We start from the raw sequence: 26,007 nt of genomic DNA on the forward strand, positions 1-26,007 counted from the left end.
GCCTCCTTTCTGGATGATGTGCAAAGCAAAAGCAACGATGGCACCCCTCCTCGACGAAGCGAGGGGTGCCGACGAGGGAGGGGGCGATGCAGCGGCGCGCTATTGGGATCGAGCGTATTCGTGCTCGGTCGGGTAGGCGCCGGTCTCGTCATGTACTTCCGCGCCGGTGACCGGAGGATTGAAGGCGCACACACAGACGATGTCCGTGGTCGGGCGTATGATGTGCCGATCGTGCTCATTGAGGGCGTACATGACCCCTGGGCGAAGCACGTGGATTTGACCCGTACCCAGATCTTCGATGGTGCCGGTGCCTTCGATCACCAAGACGGCTTCGAGGTGGTTGCGGTAGTGGAATTCCAGCGTCTCTCCCGAGTAGAGGCGAGTGACGTGATAGGAAAACCCCATGCCGTCTTTCTTCAGCAGCAAACGGATGCTGTCCCAGCCTTTGGATTTGACGTGACGCTCACCATCACGCAGCTCGTCGACCGAACGCACGATCATTTGGTTACCTCCAGCGATGCTTCGACGTACTCACTCATGACATTGGCTACGCATTCTTCGACGATGTCCAAGCCTTTGGCGAATATCTCGTCGTCGATGTTCAGCGGGGCGAGCACTTTGACGACTTCATCGTCGGCTCCGCTCGTCTCGATGATGAGCCCCCGGTCGAAGCAGGCAGCGGTGACCTTGGCTGCAAGTTCACCATTGGGCAGGACGATGCCGCGCATCATGCCGCGGCCGCGGGTTTCGAGTCCGTGTGCTTCGGCCATGCGTTCGAGTCGCTCGGCCAGATATTCGCCGCGCCGCGATACTTCCCCGGCGAACTCGCCATCACTCCAGAAATGGCGCAAGGCGGCGGTGGCCGTGACGAAGGCATGGTTGTTACCCCGGAAGGTTCCGTTGTGCTCGCCCGGATTCCAGATGTCGAGCTCGCGTCGGAAGAGCGTGAGCGCAAAGGGCAATCCCAGACCCGAGAGCGACTTGGCCAGGGTAACGATGTCGGGTTCGATTCCAGCTTCTTCGAAGCTGAAGAAGCCACCGGTGCGACCGCATCCGGCCTGGATGTCGTCGATGATGAGCAGGGCCCCATGACGCTTGGCCAGGGCGGCGATCTTGCGCAACCATGCGGCCGAGGCGACATTGAGCCCGCCCTCGCCTTGCACCGTTTCCACGAGGATCGCGGCCGGGGCGTCGAGACCGCTCGAGCCGTCGGTGAGGCGACGTTCGAGTAGCTCGGCCGTATCGATGCCTTGGCCATGATAGCCGTCGTAAGGCTCATGCACGACGTTGTCGAGCGGCACTCCGGCGCCCTGACGTTTGGCCGCGTTGCCGGTACAGGCAAGCGAGCCCAAAGTCATGCCGTGGAATCCGTTGGTGAAAGCGATCACGAGGTTGCGCCCGGTCACCTTGCGGGCGAGCTTCAGGGCGGCTTCCACGGCATTGGTGCCCGTGGGGCCGGGGAACATTGCCACATAATCGAGTCCGCGAGGCTCGAGGATGAGTTCATCGAACGTGTGCAGGAATTCTGCCTTGGCCTGGGTGTGCAGATCGAGACCATGGGCGATGCCATCGTTTTGGATGTGCTCGATGAGCGCTTGTTTGAGTACGGGATGGTTGTGACCGTAGTTGAGCGTCGAGCATCCACTCAAGAAGTCGAGATAGCGCCCTCCCTGATCGTCGTACATCCAAGGTCCCCTGGCTTTGACGAACTGTCGGGGCATGGTGCGGCAGTAACTTCGCACCTTGGATTCGCGGCGCAGGTAAATCGAACGATCGGGTAGTGTATGGGAAGGTTCGGGTCTGCTCATGGCGTATTTCCTCCGGAAGGAGTGGAATGGACGGCAGACAGGGGACCAATCGTCAGTTCCCATTCGGTCTCGTGTCGGCCGGCGAAATGGCGTTCTTTCTCGAATAGCGGCCGCTCGACGATCGAATGGCCATGGCGGGCGGCGAATCCGCGAAAGAATGCCCAGGAAGCATCATTGTCGGGAGTGATGGTGGTGACGATAAAGCGCACGTCGTCGAGCCCGGGCCGGGCGAGCAAGCGTTCGAGCAGGCTGCTGGCGAGCCCCTGACCCCGGGCCGTTTCAGTCACCGCCACTTGCCAGATGAAGAGCTTGTCTGGCGTATTCGGGATACGATACCCGGAGATCCAGCCCAGCAAATCGTCCTCGTTCGGACGCTCGGCCAGGATGCAGGTATCGGCGAAGTGCGTACACTGGAGCAGGTTGCAATAGGCCGAGTTGGGGTCGAGCGGTGGGCACCGGGCAATGAGGCGCGTGACGCGCGGCCCGTCTTCCGGCCGGGGCTCACGGAATGTGATCGTATTGAGGGACGGGTTTTGGGCTAAAAAATATAAATCATTCATAATAATGATAATGTAATTATATGATAATGTATTTCATGGAAATGTCCATGAAATTCAAGGAGTAGAGTGACGAATAAATTCTATTGTGTTTTTTGTATTTTTACCCTATCACGCGACGAGGGAGAGGTCAACCATTTTTTTGTGAGGGTTTTGGTGGGGCTCCCATCCTTCGACGGCGCATTCTTTGCAATCGATATGGGTATCTTCTTCGGTTTCGGGCGATTCTTGCCTCGGGCCGCTGTGCCCGTACGATGAAAACGATGCGCCCTTCAGTTGCCGAGTGTGTCTTGGTGGACGAGCTTTTGCTGCTTGAGGCGCTCGCTTGCCGAGCGTAGGGTGTCACGTGCCAAGGCGTGATAGAGGGGAGTGCGGATGAGGGTGCGGGAGAGGGCGAAGGCGATCAGAGACGTCGCCATGAGAGGTAACAGCACTTCATGGTTTGCCGTCATTTCCATCACGATCACGAAGGCCGTGATGGGGGTTTGCGTCAGGGCGGACAGAAAGCCCACCATGCCGAGCACGAGGAAGACGTTGGGTGCCAATCCTGGGAAGCCCATGGCGACGAGCGAGCCTAGGCCGGCGCCAACGGCCAGCGCTGGTGCGAATACGCCGCCCGGTATGCGGCTGACGAATGCCAGGGTGATGGCGGCCATCTTGGCGAGGAAAAAGTACCATGGAAGCATGCCTTCGCCTTCCAGGGCCGACTTGACTTGCTGGTAACCGGTGCCGTAAATGTCTCCGCCGGTGACCCAACCCAATACGGCGGTACCTAGGCCGCAGGCTGCAGCCAGGTAGATCGGGTGTCGTTTGGCCCATTGGCCGGCGCGTCCAGGCAGGCCGTGGTGCGACAAAGCGATCAGCGCGCGCGCATAGAGGCTGCCCATGAGGCCACAGGCGATGCCCATCGCGAGCACCACTTTCCAGCCATCGGCCATGCCCATGGCCAAATCGGTACGTCCGAAATAGGTATAGTTGCCGAGCAGTAGCAGCGAGACGATTCCGGAGAAGATGACGGCCGTCAATAAGGTTCCGTTTGCCTGGAAAGCGCGGCGATGGGACATCTCTTCGATGGCGAAGAGAATGCCCCCCAGTGGGGTGTTGAAGGCGGCGGCCACGCCGGCGCCCCCGCCGGCGACGATCAGCGCATGGCTGGAAGCGAGCCGCCGTCGCTTGCGTTTGCCAGCAAGGGCGTACATCACCGACGAGGCGACTTGTACTGTTGGCCCTTCGCGCCCGATCGAGGCGCCGCAGAGTAGGCCCAGGGTGGTCAGGAGAATTTTACCCAGGGCGATCGGAATCGACAGGAGCGAGCGCCTCAGCCTGCCGTCGGTGCTCAGGCTGGCGGCGATCGCTTGCGGAATGCCGCTGCCGGTGGCCGAGGGAAAGAATCGCAGGGTGATCCAGGCGATGGCGGCGAAACCCAGAGGAGAGAGGAGAAGCCCTATCCAGGGACGGCCATTGAGCAAGGCGGCATGGAATTCGATGGCCCATTCCGCCGCTTTGGCAAAACCCACGGAGAGCAGCCCCACCAGGCAGGCGGCAAACACCATGGGGAGCTCTTCTTCCCAGCGCCTCAAAGAGACCGTCAGCCGTTGCAGTCGCTGCGAACGACGGGTCGATGTGGACGAGGGCTTGTCGTTTTCAGGCATAAAGGAATTTTAGTGCAAAATGAGCCCGAGCTTGCGAAAGACGTGTCTTTGGCTCTATCATGAACCTCGCCGAGGGAGGCGGGATCACGGCGTGTTCCGTCCTATGGGCGTGCGAAAAACTTCCGCGAGCGATTGCAGGTCAGGGGGACGCTGAAGAAATGAGCGAGCGGGATGAAGCGCAAGGCGCACGNGCGCCTAGGAGGCGACATGCCCCCCCCTCGATGTGCGGGCATCCATGCGCCGGAGCGAGCCGCGATGCAGCCGTGCAGTCGCTCATTCGTGGTGCCGCACAGGAAAACCGTTTGAATCGTCGAGGGAGATAGCGATGGTAGAGGCGAGTGAGGCGCCGTCCATGAGCGATGAAGAAGGAGAGCCGCTGCGGTATGCGGTGCATGAGGGTTTGGCTGAAATCGCGTTCAATCGCCCGCATCGGCTCAACGCAGTCAATGAAGCCGTCTATGCTGCCATGCACAAAGCATTGCTCCGGGCCGAAGAGGACGAAACGGTCAGGGTGGTGCTGCTACGTGGCGAGGGCCGGGCTTTCTGCGTGGGAGCCGACCTCAAAGCGCACGGCAGTGGTCAGCGAACACCTTACCAGCGTCGCCGTTACCTCGAGGGAGAACAGGAGGTATGCCGGCGTATCCTGCACCTGTCGAAACCGGTGGTGGCGGCAGTGCATGGCTATGCGCTCGGAGCAGGAGCCGAAATGGCACTGGCAGCCGATTTCCTGCTGATGAGCAAAAGTGCCAAACTGGGTTTTCCGGAGTTGTCGATCGGCAACTTCCTCGGCGGAGGGGTCACGTGGTTGTTGCCGCGGCTGGTCGGATTGGCGCGAGCGCGTGAATTGCTGTTTTTTGGCGAACGCCTCGATGGTGAGCAAGCCGAACGCATCGGGTTGGCCAACCGTGCGTTCGACGACGAGGGTTTTCTCGAATCCGCCCGGCTCTATGCACGCGCCCTGGCCGAGAAGGCGCCCATTTCCATGGAACTCGCCAAGCGCACCCTGCTGCTCGCCGCGGGAAATTCGCTGGAAGCAGCCCTTGCCGCCGAGTTGGAAGGAATGACGTTCGTGGCGACCACCGAAGATTGGCGTGAAGGCGTGGTGGCATTTGCCGAGAAGCGCCCACCCAGGTTCCGCGGGAGATGAGCCGATGAATCAGCCTGAGATGCCGTCCGTCGTGTGCAGCGACGCTTCTTCCGACCCGCTCGAGCCTCTGTTCTTCCCTCGGGCAGTGGCCGTGGTAGGGGCGTCCGCCGTCGCAGGGAAACGGGGCTACAAAGCCGTGCAGGGGTTGATCGAGGCAGGCTATCGTGGCGCCATCTATCCCATTCATCCGCGCGAGGAGATGATCCTCGGACGGCGCTGTTACCGCAATGTCGAAGAACTTCCCGGTGAGGTCGATCTGGCGGTGATTTGCACCCCGGCCGCCACCGTTCCCGGCTTGGTGGAAGAATGTGGCCGCAAGGGCATCAAAGGGGTGGTGGTCATCGCCGGAGGCTTTCGTGAAAGCGGTCCGGATGGTGAGCGTCTCGAAGAGGCTTTGCTGACGGCAGCGCAGAAGCATGGTGTGCGCGTGATCGGTCCCAATACCTCCGGCATGTTTAACCTGACCATCGGACTCGACTTGCTGGGTTTGCGGGGGGTGCGTCCAGGACATGTCGCTTTCATTTCGCAGTCGGGCAACATGTTGCTCTCGCTCGTGCTCGAGGCCCAATACCACGGGGAATTGGGATTTTCCATCTACGTCGGCCCAGGAAACCAGACCGATCTGGGTTTCAACGATTACTTGCGTTTTCTGGGTCGAGAATCCCACACGCGGGTCGTGACGATGTACGTCGAGGGGTTCCGCTCAGGGCAGCGCTTTCTCGAGATCGCGCGCGCCGTGTCGCGCCACAAACCGGTCGTGGTCTATAAGTCTGGCGCAACCGAAGCCGGCAAGGTAGCGGCGCGCTCGCATACCGGGGCGCTGGCGGGAAGCTATTCGATGACGGTGGATCTATTGCGTCAAGCCGGCGTGTGCCTGGTGCAGCAATCGGACGAGATGCTGCCGGTGGCCGAGGGGTTGGCGGCCTGGAATGCAGCGCCTGGGTCGCGCGTGGCGGTGCTCTCCGACGGTGGGGGGCAGGCTACGATCGCCGTCGACCGTCTGGTCGAAGCCGGTCTGTCGCTGGCCCCGCTCGAAGAAGGGACGGTAAGGCGGCTTGCGTCCATTCTTCCCCCCCAGGCCTCCCTGCGCAATCCGATCGACGTGGCGGGTGCCTCCGACGACAATCCTGCCATTCTTGCGGAGTGTCTCTCCATCCTCGCCCAGGATGACAACGTCGATGCACTCCTGCTGGTCGGCATGTTCGGAGGTTATGCCATTAGATTCGGCGAGCAGCTCATGGGTAATGAGATGCGCTGTGCCGAAACCTTCGCTGAATGGCGGAAGAAACACGACAAACCCTTGGTGGTGCATAGCCTCTATGCGCCCATCAAACCCCCGGCGGTGCGGCGCCTACGCGAGGCGGGGTTGCCGGTATATGCCTCGATCGAGCATTCCGTTCGGGTGTTGCAGGCCCTGGCCGAGCGTGGCCATCATTTGCGCCGTTGCTCCGAACCGGATGCGCGACACGTGTCACCCCAGCCCTGTGTGAGAGAAGTCTTCTTGCGCGCGGCCCAGGAGGGGCGCAATCCTTATGAGCACGAAGCCAAAGTGGCTCTGGCCGCGCATGGCATCGCCGCCGGAGAGTCGGTGCTCATGCGCGCGCCCGAGCACGTCGAGCAGGTACTCGAACGTTTCGGGGACCGCCCGCTCGCCCTCAAGATCGTCTCTCGCGACATCCTGCACAAAAGCGATGCCGGTGGCGTTCGGCTGGACGTGCGGGGGCGGGAGGCCATCGTCGAATCGTACGAGAGCATCCTCGCGTCGTGCCGGGCGTACGCGCCCAAGGCGGACCTCCATGGGGTTCTCGCCATGCCCATGGCGCCCAAAGGGGTGGAGGTGATCATCGGGATGGTGCGCGATCCCGTCTTTGGCCCGGTGATGATGTTCGGCTTGGGCGGGATCTTCGTCGAGGTGCTCAATGACGTAGCTTTCCGTGCCGTTCCCATGACGCGTGACGACGCCGAATCCATGCTGCGGCAGCTACGTGGGAACAAATTGCTGCACGGCGTCCGTGGACTGCCGCGTGTCGATGAGGCGCGCGTGGTCGATTTGCTGCTCCAGGTGGCCGATTTCGTGCGGGCGTACCCCGAAATCTCGGAGCTCGACCTCAACCCCGTGATCGTGCATGAGCAAGGCTATGCGATCGCAGATGCTCGCTTCTTGCTCAACCCGAACGTACTGCCGCTCGAAGGAGAAGAGTAGGGGGATAGGCAGTCGAAATACGCTCCGGTGCGGGTTTTCCCGAACTGGCGCCATGCGCTTCTACGCACTAGACTCGAAAAAACGCAAATTCATCACAGGAGGAGTACGCCATGAAAGGTATCAAAACGATGGGCGCCATCCTGGCGCTGGGGTTGGCAAGCTTGAGTGCGCCTCCGGTCGTGGCGCAGCAAAAATTCGTCACCATCGGTACCGGTGGGGTCACGGGGGTGTACTATGCCGCCGGCGGGGCTATTTGCCGCTTGATGAACAAGGACCGGGCTCAGCATGGATACCGTTGCTCGGTCGAAAGCACGGGGGGATCGGTCTATAACGTCAACACCATCCGGACGGGTGAGCTCGATTTCGGGGTAGTACAGTCCGATTGGCAGTATCACGCTTATCATGGCAGTAGCTCGTTCAAGGACGCCGGACCTTTCCAGGACCTGAGGGCAGTGTTCTCTCTGCACCCCGAGCCGCTCACGCTGGTGGTTCGTCCCGAAATCGATGCAAAGAAAGGGTTGGAAGCCATCAAGGGTAAACGCGTCAATATCGGTAACCCGGGGTCGGGACAGCGCGCTACGGTCGACGTGTTGCTCCAGGCATTGGGATGGAAGTATTCCGATTTTTCCCTCGTCTCGGAGCTCAAACCCGATGAGCATGGTCCGGCGTTGTGTGACAACAAGATCGATGCCTTCTTCTTCGTCGTTGGGCATCCGAGCGCCAACATCCAGGATCCCCTCGCCACGTGTAATGCCAAACTCGCGAATGTCACGGGCCCGGCGGTCGACAAGCTCGTGGCCGAGGCGCCCTATTATGCGAAGGTCGAAATTCCCGCTGGTCTGTATCCCAATCACCCTGAGCCAGTGCCCACGTACGGCGTGCTTGCCACGCTCGTGACTTCGGCCAAAGTGCCTGATGAAGTGGTTTATACGCTGGTGAAGACGGTATTCGAGAACTTCGAGGAGTTCAAGAAACTCCATCCGGCTTTCGGTCATCTGGAGCCGGGGCACATGGTCAAGGACGGCCTGTCGGCGCCGCTTCATCCTGGTGCGTTGAAGTACTACCGCGAAAAAGGCTGGCTCTGATCCCGGGGCATCGACGAGGCGATCGGGGATGAAAGAGGGGCGACGGCAGCCTCTGGATGAGCCGGGTCTGCCCGACGAGGCGCTGCGCGAGCTCGTCGCCGAGGCCGATACGGGGCGGCGGCAGCCGGCGGGTTGGCAGGGGGGGGTGCTCACGCTGCTGGCGCTCGCCTGGTCGCTGTTTCAGTTGTGGTACGCCTCCCCTTTGCCGTTTTTACTCGACGTCGGCATCTTCAATGACACCGAGGCCCGGTCCATCCATCTCGCCTTTGCCATCGCGCTGGCTTTTCTGGCCTATCCGGCCTTGAAGCGATCACCCCGCGATCACGTTCCACTCTTCGACTGGGGATTGGCGCTGGCCGGTATGGCCTGTGCCGGCTACATCGCGTTCTTTTATCGTGAATTATCTACCCGCCCGGGTTTGCCCTCGCCGATGGACATGACGGCTGCCGTGGTCGGGCTGGCCTTGCTGCTCGAAGCGGCACGTCGCTCACTGGGTTGGCCCTTGACGCTGCTTGCGCTCGTTTTCCTCGGCTATGTCTTCCTCGGTCCCTATATGCCCGATGCAATCGCGCATCGGGGGGCTTCGCTCGCCAAGGGCATGAGTCACTTCTGGCTCACCACCGAAGGGGTGTTCGGTGTGGCCTTGGGGGTGTCGACTAGTTTCATTTTTCTGTTCGTTCTCTTCGGCGCCATGCTGGAGACGGCGGGGGCTGGAGGATATTTCATCGCTTCGGCCATTTCGTTGCTTGGCCGTTTCCGCGGGGGGCCGGCCAAGGCGGCGGTGGTGGCTTCGGCTTCCACCGGCATCATTTCCGGTTCGTCCATCGCCAACGTCGTCACCACCGGAACCTTTACCATCCCATTGATGAAACGCGTAGGCTACCCGCCCAAGAAGGCTGCGGCCGTGGAGGTGGCTGCCTCGGTGGATGGGCAGATCATGCCCCCCGTGATGGGTGCGGCGGCCTTTCTGATGACCGAGTATGTGGGCATACCGTACATCGAAGTGCTCAAGCACGCTTTCTTGCCGGCGGTATTGTCCTACCTCGGTTTGTTTTATCTGGTGCATCTGGAGGCCGTTCGCCATGGTATCGAGGGATTGCCGGCGCGCACCTTGACGCCTTGGCAGCAACGGCTGCTGCGTGCCGTCATGGCGTTCGCTGGAATCGTGGTCTTGGCGGGTGTGGTCGTGTGGGGGCTGGGGTGGATCAAGGCGCTGTGGCCCCAGGGCTCGTTTTTCCTCATCTCGGTATTGATGTTTTTCCTCTATCTCGCGCTGGTTCGTCTGGCTGCGCGTATGCCGCCGCTTCCGTTCGACGATCCCAAGGCGGAAATCACCGAGTTGCCCGAAGCGCGAAAGACGATTCCGGCCGGCCTGCATTACCTCTTGCCGGTGGCGGTGCTGATCTGGAATCTCATGGTGGAGCGCCTTTCTCCGGGGTTGGCCGCTTTCTGGGCGCTCACTTACCTCATCTTCATCCTTCTGACACAGCGTCCGCTCTATGCCTTCTTCCGTGCGGAAGGAGGCTATGGTGCGTCCCTCGCCGAAGGGGTGCGCGATTTGTGGGCGGCCATGGTGGGCGGGGCGCGCAACATGGTGCCGATCGCCATCGCTACGGCATCGGCCGGGATCATCGTGGGGACGGTCACCCTCACCGGCATTGGTCTGGTGCTCACCGAGGTGATCGAGATGCTCGCCGGCGGCAATTTGTTGCTGCTGCTGTTGTTGGTGGCTCTCATCTGTATGATTTTGGGCATGGGCCTGCCCACCACGGCCAATTACATCGTGGTCTCGACGCTCATGGCGCCGGTGGTGGTGGAGGTGGGGGGGCAGAATGGCCTCGTGGTGCCGCTCATCGCCGTACATATGTTCGTCTTCTATTTCGGATTGATGGCCGACGTGACTCCGCCCGTGGGTCTGGCTTCTTACGCCGCGGCTGGGATCGCTCGCACCGATCCGATCGCCGTCGGGGTGCAGGCGTTCGTCTATTCCATCCGCACGGCCATTTTGCCGTTCATGTTTCTCTTCAACACCCAGCTCCTTTTGATTGGCGTGGAGAGTTGGACCGCGTTGGTGCTGACGGTGGCCGCAGGGGTGACGGCGATGATGGCATTCGTCGCGGCCATGCAAGGGTGGTTTTTTGCGCGCAATCGATGGTGGGAAGCGGGTTTGCTCTTGTTGGTGGCTTTTACCCTGTTGCGCCCAGGGTTCTGGATGGATCGCCTCGTGCCGCCCTATACCGAAGTGCCCGCCGTCGAGCTCGAACGGGTGGTGACCTCTCTTCCCGAAGGCGCCTCGCTGCGACTGTTCGTGGAGGGAGTGAATCTGGAAGGAGTCGAAGTGCGCCGAGGGGTGATCCTTCCCTTGGGAGCGCCAAGCGAGAATGCCCACGAGCGCTTGCGCTCGGTCGGCATTCGGGTGATGTCTCTGGGGGATCAATGGCAGATCGTCGGCGTGACGTTCGGCTCCGTGGCAGCGAAATTCGGTTTGGAGCCGGGCTTGTCCATTTCCCACGTGGAATTGCCCAATCCTGATCGTCCGGCCAAGGAATGGCTCTACTTGCCGGCGTGGGCCGTGATGCTCGCCCTGATAGGGTGGCAAAGGCGGCGCTCAAGGCCGAGTCGGTGAGGCAGGGCTAGCCGGGTATTGTTCAACGCTTCGATCGTCCTGCTACGCGGTTTGATGAAGGCTGGGGGCCGGCTATGGTCCTCACCCATCCATGGGGCAACCTCGCCGAATAAGCGAATGCGCGCACGCACGGCGCCGATGTGCAGGGGGTGCTCGCCCATTTCCCTGTCACGTCTGCCATTATGCCTTCCATGTACCTCGCCTTCCCTTTGACCTCGAAGTGGTTTTTTTGTCATCCGATGAATCTCCATTGAAAATATCATGTTCAATATATATCAAATATTGATCTGACATAAAAATGTATTTTGTCCATTGATTTTCAATGGGATATGAATTACAATGATAAAACATTCCCTTTGAAGTCGGGTGGGTTGATGATGGAATTGAATTCAAAAGGCATTTTTCGCGTTCTGCTCGTCTTCTGTTTTTCCCTGTTGTCATTGTTCATGTACGATGCCCACGCGGCTTCGCTCGAAGAGATCAAGGCGCGTGGGGTAATCCGCATCGCCGTGGCCAATGAAATTCCTTATGGATACATCGACATCGATGGCCAGGCCAAAGGGGCCGGTCCCGACGTGGCCAAAGTGTTGGTGGAACAACTGGGGATCGAGCAGATCGAGTGGGTGGGTACGGCGTTCAGTTCGCTCATTCCCGGGCTCAAAGCAGGTCGCTTCGATATGGTCGCCGCTGAGATGGCGATCCTGCCGCAACGCTGTCAGGAGGTGCTCTTCTCCAACCCGAATAGTTCTTATGGAGAAGGGTTGTTGGTAAAGAAAGGCAATCCGAAAAAATTGTACTCCTATGAAGACATCGTGGCCAGGCGAGAGTCAAGGTGGCCATCATGGCCGGAGCAGATCAGCTCGAGATGTTCCAAAAGCTCGGTCTGCCCGAGAATCGTATCGTCACCATCGCCAGCAATGCGGATGCCATTTCCACGGTGGTTACCGGGCGTGCCGACGCCTACGCTGCTACCAGCTTGACCGTGGCCAATTTGGCCGACAAGAGCAAGGCCGTGGAGCGCGTGAAAGCGTTCAAGGATCCGGTCATCGACGGAAAGCCGGTGCGTAGCTGGGGTGGGTTCGTGTTCGCCAAGGGTAACGAGGAACTGCGAGACGCCATCAATGAGCAACTGGCGCAGTTCAAGCAGACGGAAGCGTGGCGTGAGATCCTGCTCGGCTATGGGTTCGGCGAGAATGATCTTGATCATTCGTTCGATCACACGGCCGAGGAGCTGTGCGCCGCGCCCTGATCGCTTTCCGAGGAGGCGTGGAAGCGAGCGTGCTCCTCGAGCCGGGCGCAATCCTGGCGGCTGAGCAGGCTGGCGAGCGAAGCGATCGGTACGGACCATGAGATCTTGGGGCGCACTGGCGCACTGATTCGGGGAGAATCGACGTGGAATGGACGCGCTACATCGACCCTCTGCTTCAGGGATGCTGGGTGACGATTGAGCTCACCGTGTATTCCACTATCCTGGGTACCTTGCTGGCTTTTGGCGCCGGTATGGGAAAGCTGTCGCACAATCCGTTGATCAAGGCTCTGAGCGTCACTTATATCGAAGTCTTCCGCGGTACGTCGCTGCTGGTACAGCTCTTCTGGCTGTATTTTGCCCTGCCGCTACTCGGTGAGCTCATTGGCCTCGATCTTCGTTTCCATCCGGTCACCGTCGGGGTGCTGGCCCTGGGGCTGAACATTGGGGCCTATGGAGCGGAGGTCGTCCGGGGAGCGGTGCAAGCGGTGCCACGTACGCAGTACGAGGCGGCAAAAGCGCTCAACTTTACGCGCACTCAGACCTTGTGGCGTATCGCCCTGCCGCAGGCGTTACCGGAGATGATGCCGCCTTTCGGTAATTTGGCGGTGCAGAATCTCAAGGATACAGCGCTCGTGTCACTCATCAGTCTGGGAGATTTGGCTTTTCGTGCCGAACAGTTGCGTAATCTTACCCAGGACAGCACCACCATCTATACCATGGTGCTTTTCATGTACTTTGGGATGGCCTTGGTGCTGGCTGCGTTGATGGGATTGCTCGAGCGCCACGTTGGTCGCTGGCGGCATCGGAGGAGATGAGCGCCATGCTCTTCGGAATAGAATGGGATACGAGCACTTCTTGGGCGTTTGCCTGGTCCATCCTGCCAATTTTGCTGCGCGGAATGGTCGTGACGATCCAAGCCTCGTTGCTGGGATTTTTCGTGGCTTTGGGGCTGGGCTTGCTGTTGGCGTCCCTCAAAGGGGTGCCTCTGAAAATCATTGCTTGGCCGGCTGCGTTCATCACCGAATTCTTGCGTGATACGCCGCTGCTCATCCAGCTCTTCTTTCTTTACTACGTTTTGCCTGATTATGGCATCGTGTTGCCCGCGTTTCTCACGGGGGCGCTGGCCTTGGGAGTGCAATATAGCGCCTATACGGCGGAAGTGTATCGAGCGGGTATTCAGGCCGTGCCGCGAGGGCAGAAAGAGGCGGCCCGGGCACTCAACCTTTCCGAAAGGCTCACCTTCATCCATGTGATTCTGCCGCAAGCGGTCGTGCGTATCGTGCCGGCAATGGGGAATTATCTCGTCTCGATCATGAAAGACGTGCCGGTGCTGTCCGTGGTCACCGTGCTCGAAATGCTCAACGTCGCCAAGATCATCGGTGATCGCACCTTCAATTACCTCATTCCGCTCACCATGGTGGGGGCGCTCTATCTCCTCTTGACGCTCGTTGCTGCTTGGGGGGTGCGTGTGCTCGATACCCGTCTGCCAAAAAGAGGGATTCCGTTGAAATGAACGAGCCTATCATCCGCTTCGAAGGGGTCGTCAAACGCTTTGGCGAGCTCACCGTGCTCGATCACCTCGATTTCACAGTCGATCCCGGCGAGAAAGTGACCATCATCGGCCCTTCCGGCTCGGGCAAGTCGACCGTGCTGCGTGTGCTCATGACGCTGGAGCGGATCAACGAAGGGGTGGTCTATGTCGATGGAGAGCCATTGTGGCACGAGCAGGGAGCGAAAGGGCTCGAGCCGGCCAGCGAGGCCCATCTGCGAAAGATGCGTCAGAAGATGGGGATGGTTTTCCAGCATTTCAATCTGTTCCCGCACATGACGGTGCTGCGCAACCTCACCGAAGCACCCCGTTACGTGCTTGGTCTGTCGCCACGGGAGGCGCGCCAGCGCGCCGAGGAATTGCTCGAACTTGTGGGCCTGAGCGACAAGGCCGAGGCTTTTCCCTCGCAGCTCTCGGGCGGACAGCAGCAGCGCGTGGCAATCGCGCGTGCCTTGGCCATGCGCCCCAAGATCATGTTGTTCGATGAGCCAACCTCGGCACTTGATCCGGAATTGGTGGGTGAGGTGTTACGAGTCATTCGTAGCTTGGCCGAGGAGCATGAGCTTACGATGCTGCTGGTGACGCACGAGATGGATTTTGCGCGCCGCATTTCCGATCGCGTTTGTTTTTTCGATCAGGGACGCATTCTTGAACAGGGACCTCCCGAGGAGATTTTCAGCTCGCCCAAGGAACAGCGGACGCGCGAATTTCTGCATGCGGTATTGCATCCGGAAGAATGACGGCTCACTCGCACGTGATCCGGATGATGCGGGAGGCCCCGGTCACCGCTGCACGGCGATACGTTGTCCTGGCGATTGATTGATATAAAGAGGCGCCCAGGATGGGCAATGGAGCTCTGTCGGAAGAGGAGGAAGCGAGTGAATCGAGGGTATCTTGGGGTGGTACGTACGTACGGATGACAACCGGTTTCAAATGATCGTCATGGACGGGGATCAAGGCGAAATTTCCTTGCGTCCGTGTTTCGTCCAGCTGCAGCCGAGAAAAAATGCAGTGGTGCCCAGAAGAGGACTCGAACCTCCACGCCTTGCGGCACTGGTACCTGAAACCAGCGCGTCTACCAATTCCGCCATCTGGGCGACGAGATGCGTTATTATAAGCGTGCGGCGCGTGTTGTCAACGCCATGTCGGCGTGAGCGCCTGCCGCGTACGCATGCAAGGACTTCCGATTCTCAATGAGCAAAACGTCAAAGAACAAACCACAGCAACTTCCCGCTGATTCACCTTCTTCTTCCCGTCGGCGGCGATCACCCGCCGCTTTGCTGTCTGCGCCAACGGCTGTGGAGCCGGCGTCACCCTCTTCTGCGATCATCGAGTCGACGGCCGTGCCCGCGCCCGAGGTGAGCGAGCGTCGTCGGCGTGATCCCTATTTCGCCCGTGAGGCGGCCAAATATGGGCATCCTTTGCCCAGCCGGGAATACATTCTTCAGGTGCTTACCGAGGCAGGTCGCCCCATGCGTTGGAGCGAGCTCGTGGAGGCGCTCGATATCGCCCCTCACGAGTATGAGCTCTTCGAGAGGCGCCTGAAGGCGATGGAGCGCGACGGACAGATCCTGCGCAACCGCCGCGGCGCCTATCTCCTGCCGGAGAAGGCCGATCTCATCCGCGGCCGGGTGCAGGGGCATCCCGACGGTTTCGGCTTCGTGATCCGCGACGACGGCGGCGATGACATCTTCCTCGGCCCCAAGGAGATGCGCCAGGTGCTACACGGCGACCGGGTGATCGTGCGCATCGCCGGTACCGACCGCCGCGGCCGGCCGGAAGGCAAGATCGTCGAGGTGCTCGAGCGGGCCAACCAGAAAGTGGTCGGGCGCGTGCTCGTCGAGCATGGGGTCACCTTGGTGGTGCCCGAAGACAAGCGCATCGCCCAGGACATCCTCGTCGCTCCGGGCGGCAAAAAGGTCAAACCGGGTCAGGTGGTGGTGGTCGAGCTCGTCGAACAGCCCACGAAGTACGCCCAGCCGATCGGGCGCATCGTCGAGATATTGGGCGACTACGACGATCCCGGCATGGAGATCGAGATTGCGCTGCGCAAGTTCGACTTGCCGTTCGAATGGCCGTGCGAGGTGCGCGAGGAGGCGCGCCGCTTGCCCGACGCAGTGCGCCGCAAGGACATCGCCGGGCGGGTGGACTTGCGTGAATTGCCGCTCGTGACCATCGACGGTGAGGATGCCAAGGATTTCGACGACGCGGTCTATTGCGAACCGCAGGGTAAGGGGTTCCGGCTAATCGTGGCGATCGCCGATGTATCGCACTACGTGGGGCACGGCTCGGCACTCGATGGCGAAGCGTTCAATCGCGGCAACTCGGTCTATTTTCCGCGCCGGGTCATCCCCATGCTGCCGGAGAAACTGAGTAACGGTTTGTGTTCCCTCGTGCCGCGCGAAGATCGACTGTGCATGGCCTGCGACATGATCGTGAGCGCGTCGGGCAAGGTGCAGCGCTATCGTTTCTATCCGGCCGTAATGCATTCCCACGCCCGCCTCACGTACACCGAAGTCGCCGCTGCGCTCTATGAAGGCAAGGAAGAGGTGCGTACCAAGCTCGGCGAGCTCCTGCCGCATCTACAGCACCTGGATGCCGTCTTCCGTGCGCTTTTGAAAGCACGGCGCCAGCGCGGGGCGATCGACTTCGAGACGATGGAGACGCGCATCGAGTTCGACGAGCACGGCAAGATCGCGCGTATCGTGCCGCTCGTGCGCAACGACGCGCACCGTTTGATCGAAGAATGCATGCTGGCGGCCAACGTCTGCGCCTCCGATTTTCTCGCCGAACACGACCATCCCACACTCTACCGCGTGCACGAGCCCCCGGCGCCGGAGAAAGTGGCGGCGTTGCGTGATTTCCTCGCCGGATTCGGGATTGAACTGCCCGGCGGCGACGAGCCGACGCCCAAGGACTACGCCAAGGTGCTGGAAAAGATCCAGAAGCGCCCCGATGCGCCCCTGCTGCAGATGGTGATGCTGCGTTCGCTCAAGCAGGCTGTGTATACGCCGGAGAATCGAGGTCACTTCGGGCTCGCTTATGAGGCTTATGCGCACTTTACTTCGCCCATTCGCCGCTATCCCGATCTGCTGGTGCACCGCTGCATCAAGGCGGTACTCGAACGCGCTCGCTATGAGCCCGGCGACTGGAAGGCGATCGGCGAGCACTGCTCGATGACGGAGCGGCGCGCCGACGAGGCCACACGCGAGGTCATCGGCTGGCTCAAATGCTACTTCATGCAAGATAAAGTGGGCGAGATCTATACCGGAGTGGTCACGGCGGTGGTCCCGTTCGGCCTCTTCGTCACCCTCGACGAGCTCTTCGTCGAGGGTTTGGTACACATTTCCGATCTGGGTGAAGATTATTTTCATTTCGACGAGCGCGCGCATGCGCTGGTGGGTGAGCGCACGGGCGTGCGTCACCGCCTCGCCGACCGGGTGAAAGTGCAGGTGGTGCGGGTCGATCTGGCCACGCGTAAGATCGATTTTCACTTCCTGGAGAACCTCAGCCCGGCGCCGACCCGGCGCGAGGGCAAGACCGAGCGCACGCGCCGCGCCAAGGCCAAGCGATGAAGGAAGAAACCAGACAACGCCGCGTCGTGCCGGGTTTCCACGCGGTCACGGCGCTGCTGCGCCATCGTCCCGAGGACGTCGTCGAACTCTACGTCGACCGGCAGCGGCAGGATGCGCGCATGCGTTCGCTGCTCGAACGGGCGCAGTTGGCCGGGGTGCGTGCCGTGCCGGTGGACACGGCGCGGCTCGATGCGATCGCGGGCGGAGGGCGGCACCAAGGGGTGGTGGCGTTCGTCGCGGCGCAGGCGCGGACGCATTCGCTCGAAGAAGTGCTCGATGCGCTCGACCCGAAGCGGCCGGCACTTTTTCTCGTGCTCGACGGCGTGCAGGATCCGCACAACCTGGGGGCTTGCCTGCGGGTGGCCGACGCGGCCGGAGTGGATGCGGTGATCGCGCCCAAGGACCGTGCCGCCGGCTTGAGCGCCGCAGCGGTCAAGGTCGCGAGCGGCGCGGCCGATACCGTTCCCTATGTGACGGTGACGAATCTGGCGCGGGCGCTGCGCACGCTCAAGGAGGCGGGCGTCTGGGTGGTGGGCGCGGCGGGTGAGGCGCAGAAATCGCTCTACGAATGCGACCTCGCCGGGCCCGTGGCCTGGGTGCTCGGAGCCGAGGGGGAAGGCTTGCGGCGGCTCACCCGCGAGCTGTGCGACGAACTCGTGCGCATCCCCATGCTCGGCGCCATCAAGAGTCTAAACGTGTCGGTGGCCGCCGGCGTGTGTCTCTACGAGACGGTGCGCCGGCGCCTGGCTCAAGACTCCGGAGGCTGAAGTGCGTTTTGCCCGGCAGGGAAAGGTCCCGTTCTCGGCCAGGCGATGTCCCGAATATGCAAGTCGCGTTGCGGGAAGGGGATTTCCACGCCGTTCTCCTTGAAGATCCGATCGATTTCCTCGTTGAGGCGGCTCATGATGCCAAGCCGCTGATCGACGTTGGCCACGATCGCCCGGAGTTCGAAATCGAGCGAGCTTTCCCCGAAGCGGGCGAAGATCACGCTGGGGGCGGGGTCCGACAGAATGCCCGGGGTGGCCTTGATGGCTTCGAGCAGGAGCGTCTCGATCTGCTTGGGGTCGCTGCCGTAGGCCACGCCGATCGTGAGGAAGATGCGCGACAGCGAGTTGCTGAGCGTCCAGTTCGTGACCTGTTCGGTGATCAGTTTCTTGTTGGGCACCAGGACTTCGCGGCGATCGAAATCCTCAATCACCGTGGCGCGGATGGTGAGGCGTCGCACGGTGCCGCTGTCGCTGCCGATGGTAACCAGATCGCCCACACGGACCGGGCGCTCGAAGAGGATGATGAGGCCGGAGACGAAGTTGGCGACGATTTCCTGCAAGCCGAAACCCAGGCCCACGCTCAGGGCGGCGAGGAGCCATTGCAGCTTCGACCATGGCATCCCCAACTGCCCCAGGATGAGAATCAGTCCGATGGTGAAGATGGCGTAGCGCAGTAGTGTCACCAGCGCGTACTTGCTGCCCGCATCCAGCCGTGAGGTGCGTTGTAGAGCCAATTCGAGCAGGCCCGGAAGATTGCGTGCTGCCACCCACATCGCCGCAAAACCGATCAGGGCGAGGAGCAAGTCGGCCAGGGTGACTTGCATCGTGACCGCCTCGTTGCCCAGCGCCTCCGTGTAGCGCCACAGCACCCATTCGTCCAGGATACGGGTGGCGGGCAGCAGCGACGACCAGAGGTCGAGCAGGACGAAGATGAGGCCGAGCACGAGGGCGAAATTGAGCAAAGTCAAGGTTTGCCGTTCGGATGCATCGATACGTTCCTGCTGCGTTTCGTCGCCATCCTCGGCGCTGCGGCTCCGTCGGCGTTCGAAACGTTGGAGAAAGAAATCGCGCGCGGCGTGCTGCAGCAGCGCGAACGCGAGCAAGATCCAGAGGGTGGACATGAACCGGACGATCAGGGCCGTGGCGGCGTAGAAGTAACCGGCGCTAGCCAACGCCGCGCTCACCAGCGGCAGACCTGGCCCAAAGAGGGCGGCGGTCACCCGTATCCAGGTGGGCAGAAGGGTATCGGTCAGCAAGCCCCGGCGAATGTGGAAGATGCGCCACAACAGCCAGGAGAGCAAGAGCATCGATAGAACGAAAGGAATGCGGCCCAGTTCGGTCAGGGGGGCATCGAGTTGGATTTGGTTGAGATAGAGGGCTAGGAATCCCAGCGGTAGCACGCCCCAGGCGAATCCTTTCAGGGTATGGTTCAGACGTTGCAGCACGGGCATTGGCCAGTGATAACGGCTGGCGGCAAGGCCTTTCTTGGGTGAGAAAATTCGCTGCCAGAAGAGCACGTTCCAGGCGAAAGGAGCGATCTGGGTCAAAGCGAGCCCGAATGCATGGGCATTTTCGGCAGGAATACCACTATCGAGGATCATCATGCCGATAGCGTAGGCGACGAGCGGAAAGGGAAGGGACTGAAGGGCTTCGAGTCCCAAGATGGACAAGATGTCGAGGATCCCGGCGCTGCGGGATTCTTTCCGGTCTTTGCCGAGCAGTCGGTCGAGCCGGGCGTTCAGGCGCGGACGTGCGAGCAGGAAAATGAGCCCGAGGCCGAGCAGGGTCCAGGCTTTGGCCGTCGTGTGAAAAACGACGGTTTGCCAGGATGCGCGATCGATGAGGGCGGCCGCAAGCGTGAGTATCCCCGAGCCCACCGCAGTGAGTTCGGATAAGGGGGAGTGCCAAAGAGAACGCGTGGTCGGCACCCACATCAGGTGCTGCTCGATGAAGGTGGAGAATTCGTTCACGATGCCGAGTTCGCGAAGGAGCACGGATTCGAGGTCACCGAGGGCGGCGAGCAGTGCCGGGCGCAGCGCATCGAGCGTCTCGAGCGTCAGGGTTCTCGCCGAGAGCGCTTCGATGATGCTTTTTTCCAGGGGGGAATCCGTTGTTTCTGCCAATCCGAGGAGCTGGCGAGCCCGCTCGCGCGGATCGGCGATCAGGCGTTTGGCTTGACGTAGCTCGAGCTCCAGGAGCTGGACCTCTTCCAGCATCGCGCGTACGGCGTTGAGCTCCTGGCGCAGGGTCACGGGAGCGGGCAGGCGGCTGCGGTATTCGAGGAGTAGGTTGCCCACGGCGGGGCTCAGACCTTGCTGGGCGATGCGTTTTTTCAGGGAGTCGAGCGACTCTCTGCGCTCTTGATGTTCGCGTTGGAGCGTCGCCTGGCGTTCGCGCACGGTCTGCAAACGCTGGCGCAGGGTCTGCAGGCGTGCTTCCCATTCGCGATTGGTGGCTTCCACGCGCGCGAGCCTTGGGTCGAGCGTGCCGGCATCGACCTGGCTGGTTTCCTGGGTGACTTCGGCCGCCGTACTCTTTTCCAGCGCTTCACGTAACTGGCGCAGTCGGGAGAGCTCGACCTCCAGCCGTTCGATGCGGCGCGATAGCAACACCCGAGAATTCTCGGCCAAGCGGCTCTCTAGCAGGGTCGCGCGGCGTAGGGCTTCTTGGGCTTGGCTGGAGACCAAGGTGGCAAGCGTGAGTGCCTGTTGCACCAAGGGATCATTGCCGGGTAGGGAGGGTAGTGGCGCGGGAGAGGGTGCGGTAGCGGTATCGCGACGTTCCTTGGTTTGTTCGAGATCGGCGAGCTGGGCCTTGAGGAATTCTTGCGTCTGACGCCGTGCCCGCTCTTCCTCGAGGATGCGACGCAAGCGCTCGGCTCGTTCGCTCGGCGTCAAATCGTCGGTGAGCCGCAGGTCGGCAAAGTCGGCAGGGCGGCTGGCGGTCAGTTGCTGCAGTTCGCGCTGCGTCTGCTCGATGAGCTTTTCGGCGAGCGCAGCGCGAATCTCGGCCTGCTGTTTGCGGCTTTGCGCTTCCTGGATGCGGTCGAGCAGTTGCTTGAGCGCGGCGGAGGTATCGGCTGGTAGCGTGTTGCGCTGCAGCGCATCCTGAATCAGAGCAAGTCCCGCCTGCACGGGATCATTGCCGGATTCAGCCGCAAAGGACGGAGAGAGTATGCCGACGAGACAAAAAAGAATGAGACCGCACAGTCGGCGGATGAAACGCATGGAGCCTCCCTCGGAACGGGTGTGAGCTCGGTGAGCGGAAAGAATGCCGGCAGCCCGATTCGAACGGGCGACCTACCGCTTACAAGGCGGGTGCTCTACCAGCTGAGCTATGCCGGCGCTGCAGCGTCCGCCCTGGCACGTAGGCAGGGCGGACGTGAAAGATTATACCGTTCCCCGTCGGAGGGAAGAGGTTTCAGGCGGTGACGGGGATCTTGCCGATCTTGACGCGCCACTCGCGCGGGCCGGTTTCATGCACGTTGTTGCCTTGGCTATCGACGGCCACGGTCACCGGCATGTCGCGCACCTCGAATTCGTAGATCGCTTCCATGCCGAGATCCTCGAACGCGACGACGCGTGCCGCCTTGATCGCCTTGGCGACCAGATAGGCGGCGCCGCCTACGGCCATGAGGTAGGCGGCGCGGTTGTCGCGGATCGCCGCTACGGCCTCGGGGCCGCGCTCGGCCTTGCCGACCATGGCGATGAGGCCCGTCTTCTCGAGCATGAGGCGGGTGAATTTGTCCATGCGCGTGGCGGTGGTGGGGCCGGCGGGGCCGACGACTTCGTCGCGCACCGGATCGACCGGGCCGACGTAATAGATGACCCGGTTGGTGAAATCGACAGGCAAGGGCTCGCCGCGGGCGATCATGTCGGCGATGCGCTTGTGCGCGGCGTCGCGTCCGGTGAGGAGCTTGCCGTTCAAGAGTAGGATGTCACCGGCCTTCCAGGAGGCGACTTCCTCGCGCGTGAGGGTGTCGAGATCCACGCGCTTGGCTTTCTTGGTGTCGGGCGTCCAGGTGATCCGGGGCCAATCTTCCAGCCGCGGGGGGTCGAGCCGGGCCGGGCCGCTACCGTCGAGCGTGAAGTGCACGTGGCGGGTGGCGGCGCAGTTGGGGATCATGGCCACCGGCAGGCTCGCGGCGTGGGTGGGGTAGTCGAGCACCTTGACGTCGACCACCGTGGTGAGTCCACCCAGCCCCTGCGCACCGATACCGAGCGCATTGACCTTGTCGTAGAGTTCGAGCCGCAGCCGCTCGGCAGTGGTGAGCTCCTCGCCGCGCTCGGCGCGTGCTTGCAACTCGTGGATGTCGACGGGGGCCATGAGGGATTTCTTGGCGAGCAGCATGGCTTTTTCCGGCGTGCCGCCGATGCCGATGCCGAGGATGCCGGGAGGGCACCAGCCCGCTCCCATGGTGGGCACGGTCTTGAGCACCCAGTCGACGAGGGAATCCGAGGGGTTGAGCATGGCGAGCTTGGCTTTGTTCTCCGAGCCGCCGCCCTTGGCCGCGCAGATCACTTCTACTTTATCACCCGGTACGAGCTCGACGTGGACCACGGCCGGGGTGTTGTCGCGCGTGTTCTGCCGCTTGCCGGCGGGGTCGCGCAGCACCGAGGCGCGCAAGGGATTGTCCGGATTGGTGTAGGCGCGGCGTACCCCTTCGTCGATGAGTTCCTGCAGGCTGCGGCGCGTGTCGAAACGCACGTCCTGACCGATTTCGAGAAAGACCGTGGCGATGCCCGTGTCCTGACAGATCGGGCGGTGCCCCTCGGCGGCCATACGGGAGTTCGTGAGGATCTGGGCGATGGCGTCTTTCGCCGCAGGGCTTTGCTCGCGCTCGTACGCTTCGGCGAGCGCCTTGATGTAATCGACGGGATGATAGTAGCTGATGTATTGGAATGCGTCGGCGATCGATTCGATCAGGTCTTCTTCGCGGATAGTGGTCATCACAGGCTCCCTCGCAGAGTGCGCTATTCTAAAACAGGGTGGGCGCCGACGGAATGACCTTTGCCTGCTTGCCCAGTAAGTCTGATGTAAGATAAAGCCGTTTCAATCAAAGGGTGCCCGGATGGACCGGAGTCTGCGCGGTCCGTTCGAACGAACCATTGAAGAGGGAGATCGACCCATGGCTCAGAAAATGTATTATCCGCCGGAAGAACTCGTCAAAAATGCCGCCGTCTCGGGGATGGAACACTACAAACGGCTCGTGGCCGAGGCGGAAAAGGATTACGAGGGCTATTGGGCCAATCACGCTCGCACGCTCCTCGACTGGAAGAAACCCTTCACCCAGGTGCTCGACGAGTCCAATGCTCCGTTCTTCCGCTGGTTCGCCGACGGGGTGCTCAACGCCTCCTACAACTGCCTCGACCGGCACGTGGCCGCGGGGCTGGGCGACAAGGTGGCCATCATCTTCGAAGCCGACGACGGCAAGGTCACCAAGGTCACTTATCGCGAGCTGCTCGCGCGGGTGAGCCAGTTCGCCAACGCGCTCAAGTCGCTCGGCGTGAAGAAGGGCGATCGTGTCCTCATCTATCTGCCCATGGGCATCGAAGGCGTGGTAGCCATGCAGGCGTGCGCGCGTATCGGGGCGACCCACTCCGTGGTCTTCGGCGGTTTTTCCGCCCTGGCGCTGCGCGACCGCATCCAGGATACCGGTGCCACCGTGGTGGTCACGTCCGACGGCCAGTTCCGTGGCGGCAAGGCTTTGCCGCTCAAGGCCATCGTCGAAGAAGCGTTTGTCATGGGTGGATGCGAATCGGTGCGCCACGTGATCGTCAACAAGCGCACCGGCATGGACATCGAATGGCATCCGGAGCGCGATCTGTGGTGGAGTGATGTCATCGCTGGCCAGAGCGAAGTGTGCGAGCCCGAGTGGGTCGAGGCCGAGCATCCGCTCTTCCTGCTCTATACCTCGGGTTCCACCGGCAAACCCAAAGGCGTGCAACACTCGACCGGCGGCTATCTCACGCAGGTCGCGCTGACGATGAAGTGGACCTTCGACATCAAGCCGACCGACGTTTTCTGGTGTACGGCCGACATCGGCTGGATCACTGGGCACAGCTACGTCGCCTATGGACCGTTGGCGGTGGGGGCGACGCAGGTGGTGTTCGAGGGCGTGCCGACCTACCCTGACGCGAGCCGTTTCTGGCGTATGATCGAGGCGCACAAGGTCAGCATCTTCTATACCGCGCCCACGGCGATCCGCGCCCTCATCAAGGCGAGCGACGCCACTCCCGAAGTGCATCCGCGCAATTTCGACCTCTCCAGCCTGCGCATCCTCGGCTCGGTGGGCGAGCCCATCAACCCGGCGGCCTGGGAGTGGTATTACAACGAGGTGGGTCACGGACGCTGCCCCATCGTCGATACCTGGTGGCAGACCGAGACCGGGGCGCACATGATCACGCCACTGCCCGGCGCCACGCCGCTCGTGCCCGGTTCCTGCACGCTGCCTTTCCCCGGCATCATGGCGGCGGTGGTCGACGAGACGGGTACCGAGCTTCCTTGGGGGCATGGCGGGTTCCTCGTCATCAAGAAACCCTGGCCGTCGATGATCCGCACGATCTGGGGCGATCCGGAGCGGTTCAAGAAATCCTACTTCCCCGAAGATTTCAAAGGGAAGTTGTATCTGGCCGGCGACGGGGCGATTCGCGATCCCGAGACGGGCTACTTCACCATCACCGGGCGCATCGACGACGTGCTCAACGTGTCGGGCCACCGTCTGGGAACGATGGAGATCGAATCCGCGCTGGTGGCGCACGAGCTGGTGGCGGAAGCGGCCGTGGTCGGTCGTCCCGACGACATTACTGGCGAGGCGATCGTGGCCTTCGTGGTGCTCAAGCGTCCGCGGCCCCAGGGCGAGGAAGCCAAGCGCCTCGTCAAGGAACTGCAGGATTGGGTGGCCAAGGAGATCGGCCCCATCGCCAAGCCCAAGGAGATCCGCTTCGGCGAGAACCTGCCCAAGACCCGCTCGGGCAAGATCATGCGCCGGCTGCTGCGTCAGCTCGCCAAGGGCGAGGAGATCACGCAGGATACGTCCACGCTGGAAAACCCGGCGATCCTGGAGCAGCTCAAGGGATAATCGAGGAGAAGAAGGACGGGCGGCCTCGAGACCGCCCGCCTCATGGGAGGAGACGAATTACGGCGCCCGCAAGAGGCGCTTTTTTCTTTGGGGAAGAAATGGGAGAGGGAAAAGAAAAAAGCCATCCGCCAGGGGATGGCTTTTGCGGATTCCTTGTGATGCGGCTTACTTGAGCTTGGTTTCTTTGTAGAGCACGTGTTTGCGCGCTTTGGGGTCGTACTTCATCAGCTCGAGTTTTTCCGGGGTGGTGCGCTTGTTTTTCGAGGTGGTGTAGAAATGCCCGGTTCCAGCGGTGGACTCGAGCTTGATCTTCTCGCGGGCGGCCTTGGCCATGATGCACTCCTATCCAGGATTCAGATTTTCTCGCCGCGGGCGCGCAGCTCGGCGAGCACGGCATCGATGCCTTTCTTGTCGATGGTGCGCAGCGCCGCGTTGGAGACGCGAAGTTTCACCCAACGCTCTTCGGCCTCGCTCCAGAAACGGCGATAGTGCAGGTTGGGCAGGAAACGGCGCTTGGTTTTGTTGTTGGCGTGCGAGACGTGGTTGCCGGTCATCGGACGCTTGCCGGTCACTTGACAGACGCGGGCCATGATGGCTCTCCTGGGAATTCTTCAAAGCGCGAAACGATAGCATGAAAACGCATCCGCGGCAAGGTGTCGATGCCGAATGTGTAGCGAACAAATAAACTGTCCGGACTTGTAGCACGAG

At 61.5% G+C, this 26,007-nt stretch carries 20 protein-coding genes and 2 tRNA genes; 12 read left to right on the plus strand and 10 right to left on the minus strand.

What is annotated here, in order from left to right:
* Positions 1-99: 99 nt before the first annotated feature.
* From GV368_RS09360 to GV368_RS09375, 4 genes are all read right to left on the minus strand, one after another.
* Positions 100-501 (minus strand): ectoine synthase, encoded by a 402-nt coding sequence (locus tag GV368_RS09360; RefSeq protein ID WP_142805297.1) that lies wholly within the window; start codon positions 499-501, stop codon positions 100-102.
* Complete coding sequence (gene ectB / locus GV368_RS09365) at positions 498-1,808, minus strand: diaminobutyrate--2-oxoglutarate transaminase (protein WP_142805298.1); 1,311 nt, start codon at positions 1,806-1,808, stop codon at positions 498-500. The genes GV368_RS09360 and ectB overlap by 4 nt, the downstream gene beginning before the upstream one ends.
* Positions 1,805-2,368, minus strand: a complete 564-nt coding sequence (gene ectA, locus GV368_RS09370; RefSeq protein WP_169116341.1) for a diaminobutyrate acetyltransferase — start codon at positions 2,366-2,368, stop codon at positions 1,805-1,807. The genes ectB and ectA overlap by 4 nt, the downstream gene beginning before the upstream one ends.
* 269 nt (positions 2,369-2,637) lie before the next feature.
* Positions 2,638-4,017, minus strand: coding sequence for a chloride channel protein (locus GV368_RS09375; protein ID WP_169116342.1), 1,380 nt, complete (start codon positions 4,015-4,017; stop codon positions 2,638-2,640).
* A 352-nt stretch (positions 4,018-4,369) separates the two neighbouring features.
* Here GV368_RS09375 and GV368_RS09380 point away from each other — a divergent pair, with 352 nt between their 5' ends.
* From GV368_RS09380 to ehuA, 9 genes are all read left to right on the plus strand, one after another.
* A complete protein-coding gene (locus tag GV368_RS09380; RefSeq protein WP_142805301.1) occupies positions 4,370-5,164 on the plus strand; it encodes an enoyl-CoA hydratase/isomerase family protein in 795 nt (264 codons plus the stop codon).
* A 4-nt stretch (positions 5,165-5,168) separates the two neighbouring features.
* Entirely contained in the window at positions 5,169-7,367 is a 2,199-nt protein-coding gene (locus GV368_RS09385; RefSeq protein WP_206673377.1) for an acetate--CoA ligase family protein, read from the plus strand.
* Between the two features lie 110 nt (positions 7,368-7,477).
* Entirely contained in the window at positions 7,478-8,452 is a 975-nt protein-coding gene (locus GV368_RS09390; RefSeq protein ID WP_178086765.1) for a TAXI family TRAP transporter solute-binding subunit, read from the plus strand.
* A 28-nt stretch (positions 8,453-8,480) separates the two neighbouring features.
* Entirely contained in the window at positions 8,481-11,078 is a 2,598-nt protein-coding gene (locus GV368_RS09395; protein ID WP_169116343.1) for a TRAP transporter permease, read from the plus strand.
* A 374-nt stretch (positions 11,079-11,452) separates the two neighbouring features.
* A complete protein-coding gene (locus GV368_RS11560) occupies positions 11,453-12,058 on the plus strand; it encodes a transporter substrate-binding domain-containing protein (RefSeq protein ID WP_206673378.1) in 606 nt (201 codons plus the stop codon).
* A complete protein-coding gene (locus GV368_RS11565) occupies positions 12,055-12,327 on the plus strand; it encodes a type 2 periplasmic-binding domain-containing protein (protein ID WP_408033899.1) in 273 nt (90 codons plus the stop codon). Before GV368_RS11560 ends, GV368_RS11565 begins: the two co-directional genes overlap by 4 nt.
* A gap of 143 nt (positions 12,328-12,470) precedes the next feature.
* Positions 12,471-13,142: an ectoine/hydroxyectoine ABC transporter permease subunit EhuC gene (gene ehuC, locus GV368_RS09405; RefSeq protein WP_142805303.1), complete on the plus strand. Its 672-nt coding sequence runs from the start codon at positions 12,471-12,473 to the stop codon at positions 13,140-13,142.
* Between the two features lie 5 nt (positions 13,143-13,147).
* Positions 13,148-13,840 carry an ectoine/hydroxyectoine ABC transporter permease subunit EhuD gene (gene ehuD / locus GV368_RS09410; protein WP_142805304.1) on the plus strand — a complete coding sequence of 231 codons (693 nt, stop codon included), beginning with the start codon at positions 13,148-13,150 and terminating at the stop codon, positions 13,838-13,840.
* Entirely contained in the window at positions 13,837-14,616 is a 780-nt protein-coding gene (gene ehuA, locus GV368_RS09415) for an ectoine/hydroxyectoine ABC transporter ATP-binding protein EhuA (protein ID WP_142805305.1), read from the plus strand. Before ehuD ends, ehuA begins: the two co-directional genes overlap by 4 nt.
* Positions 14,617-14,888: 272 nt before the next feature.
* On the opposite strand, the gene GV368_RS09420 is transcribed toward ehuA, so the two are convergent.
* A tRNA-Leu gene (locus GV368_RS09420) sits at positions 14,889-14,973 on the minus strand.
* A gap of 375 nt (positions 14,974-15,348) precedes the next feature.
* Here GV368_RS09420 and rnr point away from each other — a divergent pair.
* The gene (gene rnr / locus GV368_RS09425; protein ID WP_235933749.1) at positions 15,349-17,451 is read left to right on the plus strand and encodes a ribonuclease R; all 2,103 of its coding nucleotides are present in this window, start codon (positions 15,349-15,351) and stop codon (positions 17,449-17,451) included.
* On the plus strand, positions 17,448-18,218 hold the full coding sequence (gene rlmB / locus GV368_RS09430; protein WP_169116345.1) for a 23S rRNA (guanosine(2251)-2'-O)-methyltransferase RlmB: 771 nt from the start codon (positions 17,448-17,450) through the stop codon (positions 18,216-18,218). Before rnr ends, rlmB begins: the two co-directional genes overlap by 4 nt.
* Here the strand turns inward: rlmB and GV368_RS09435 are convergent.
* The 3 genes from GV368_RS09435 to GV368_RS09445 form a co-directional block, all read right to left on the minus strand.
* Positions 18,200-21,445, minus strand: coding sequence for a mechanosensitive ion channel domain-containing protein (locus GV368_RS09435; RefSeq protein WP_169116346.1), 3,246 nt, complete (start codon positions 21,443-21,445; stop codon positions 18,200-18,202). The two genes, rlmB and GV368_RS09435, sit on opposite strands and share 19 nt — an antisense overlap.
* A 44-nt stretch (positions 21,446-21,489) precedes the next feature.
* Positions 21,490-21,562, minus strand: a tRNA-Thr gene (locus GV368_RS09440).
* 76 nt (positions 21,563-21,638) lie between these two features.
* Positions 21,639-23,168 carry a fumarate hydratase gene (locus GV368_RS09445; protein WP_169116347.1) on the minus strand — a complete coding sequence of 510 codons (1,530 nt, stop codon included), beginning with the start codon at positions 23,166-23,168 and terminating at the stop codon, positions 21,639-21,641.
* 178 nt (positions 23,169-23,346) lie between these two features.
* Between GV368_RS09445 and acs the strand changes: the two genes are divergently transcribed.
* Complete coding sequence (gene acs / locus GV368_RS09450) at positions 23,347-25,299, plus strand: acetate--CoA ligase (protein WP_169116348.1); 1,953 nt, start codon at positions 23,347-23,349, stop codon at positions 25,297-25,299.
* Between the two features lie 165 nt (positions 25,300-25,464).
* Here the strand turns inward: acs and rpmG are convergent, their stop codons facing one another.
* Entirely contained in the window at positions 25,465-25,632 is a 168-nt protein-coding gene (gene rpmG, locus GV368_RS09455; RefSeq protein ID WP_028874582.1) for a 50S ribosomal protein L33, read from the minus strand.
* Positions 25,633-25,652: 20 nt separating this feature from the next.
* Positions 25,653-25,889: a 50S ribosomal protein L28 gene (gene rpmB, locus GV368_RS09460; protein ID WP_142803638.1), complete on the minus strand. Its 237-nt coding sequence runs from the start codon at positions 25,887-25,889 to the stop codon at positions 25,653-25,655.
* Positions 25,890-26,007: the final 118 nt, after the last annotated feature.

Origin of the sequence: Tepidiphilus baoligensis, assembly GCF_012911495.1 — a bacterium.
GTDB lineage: Bacteria > Pseudomonadota > Gammaproteobacteria > Burkholderiales > Rhodocyclaceae > Tepidiphilus > Tepidiphilus olei.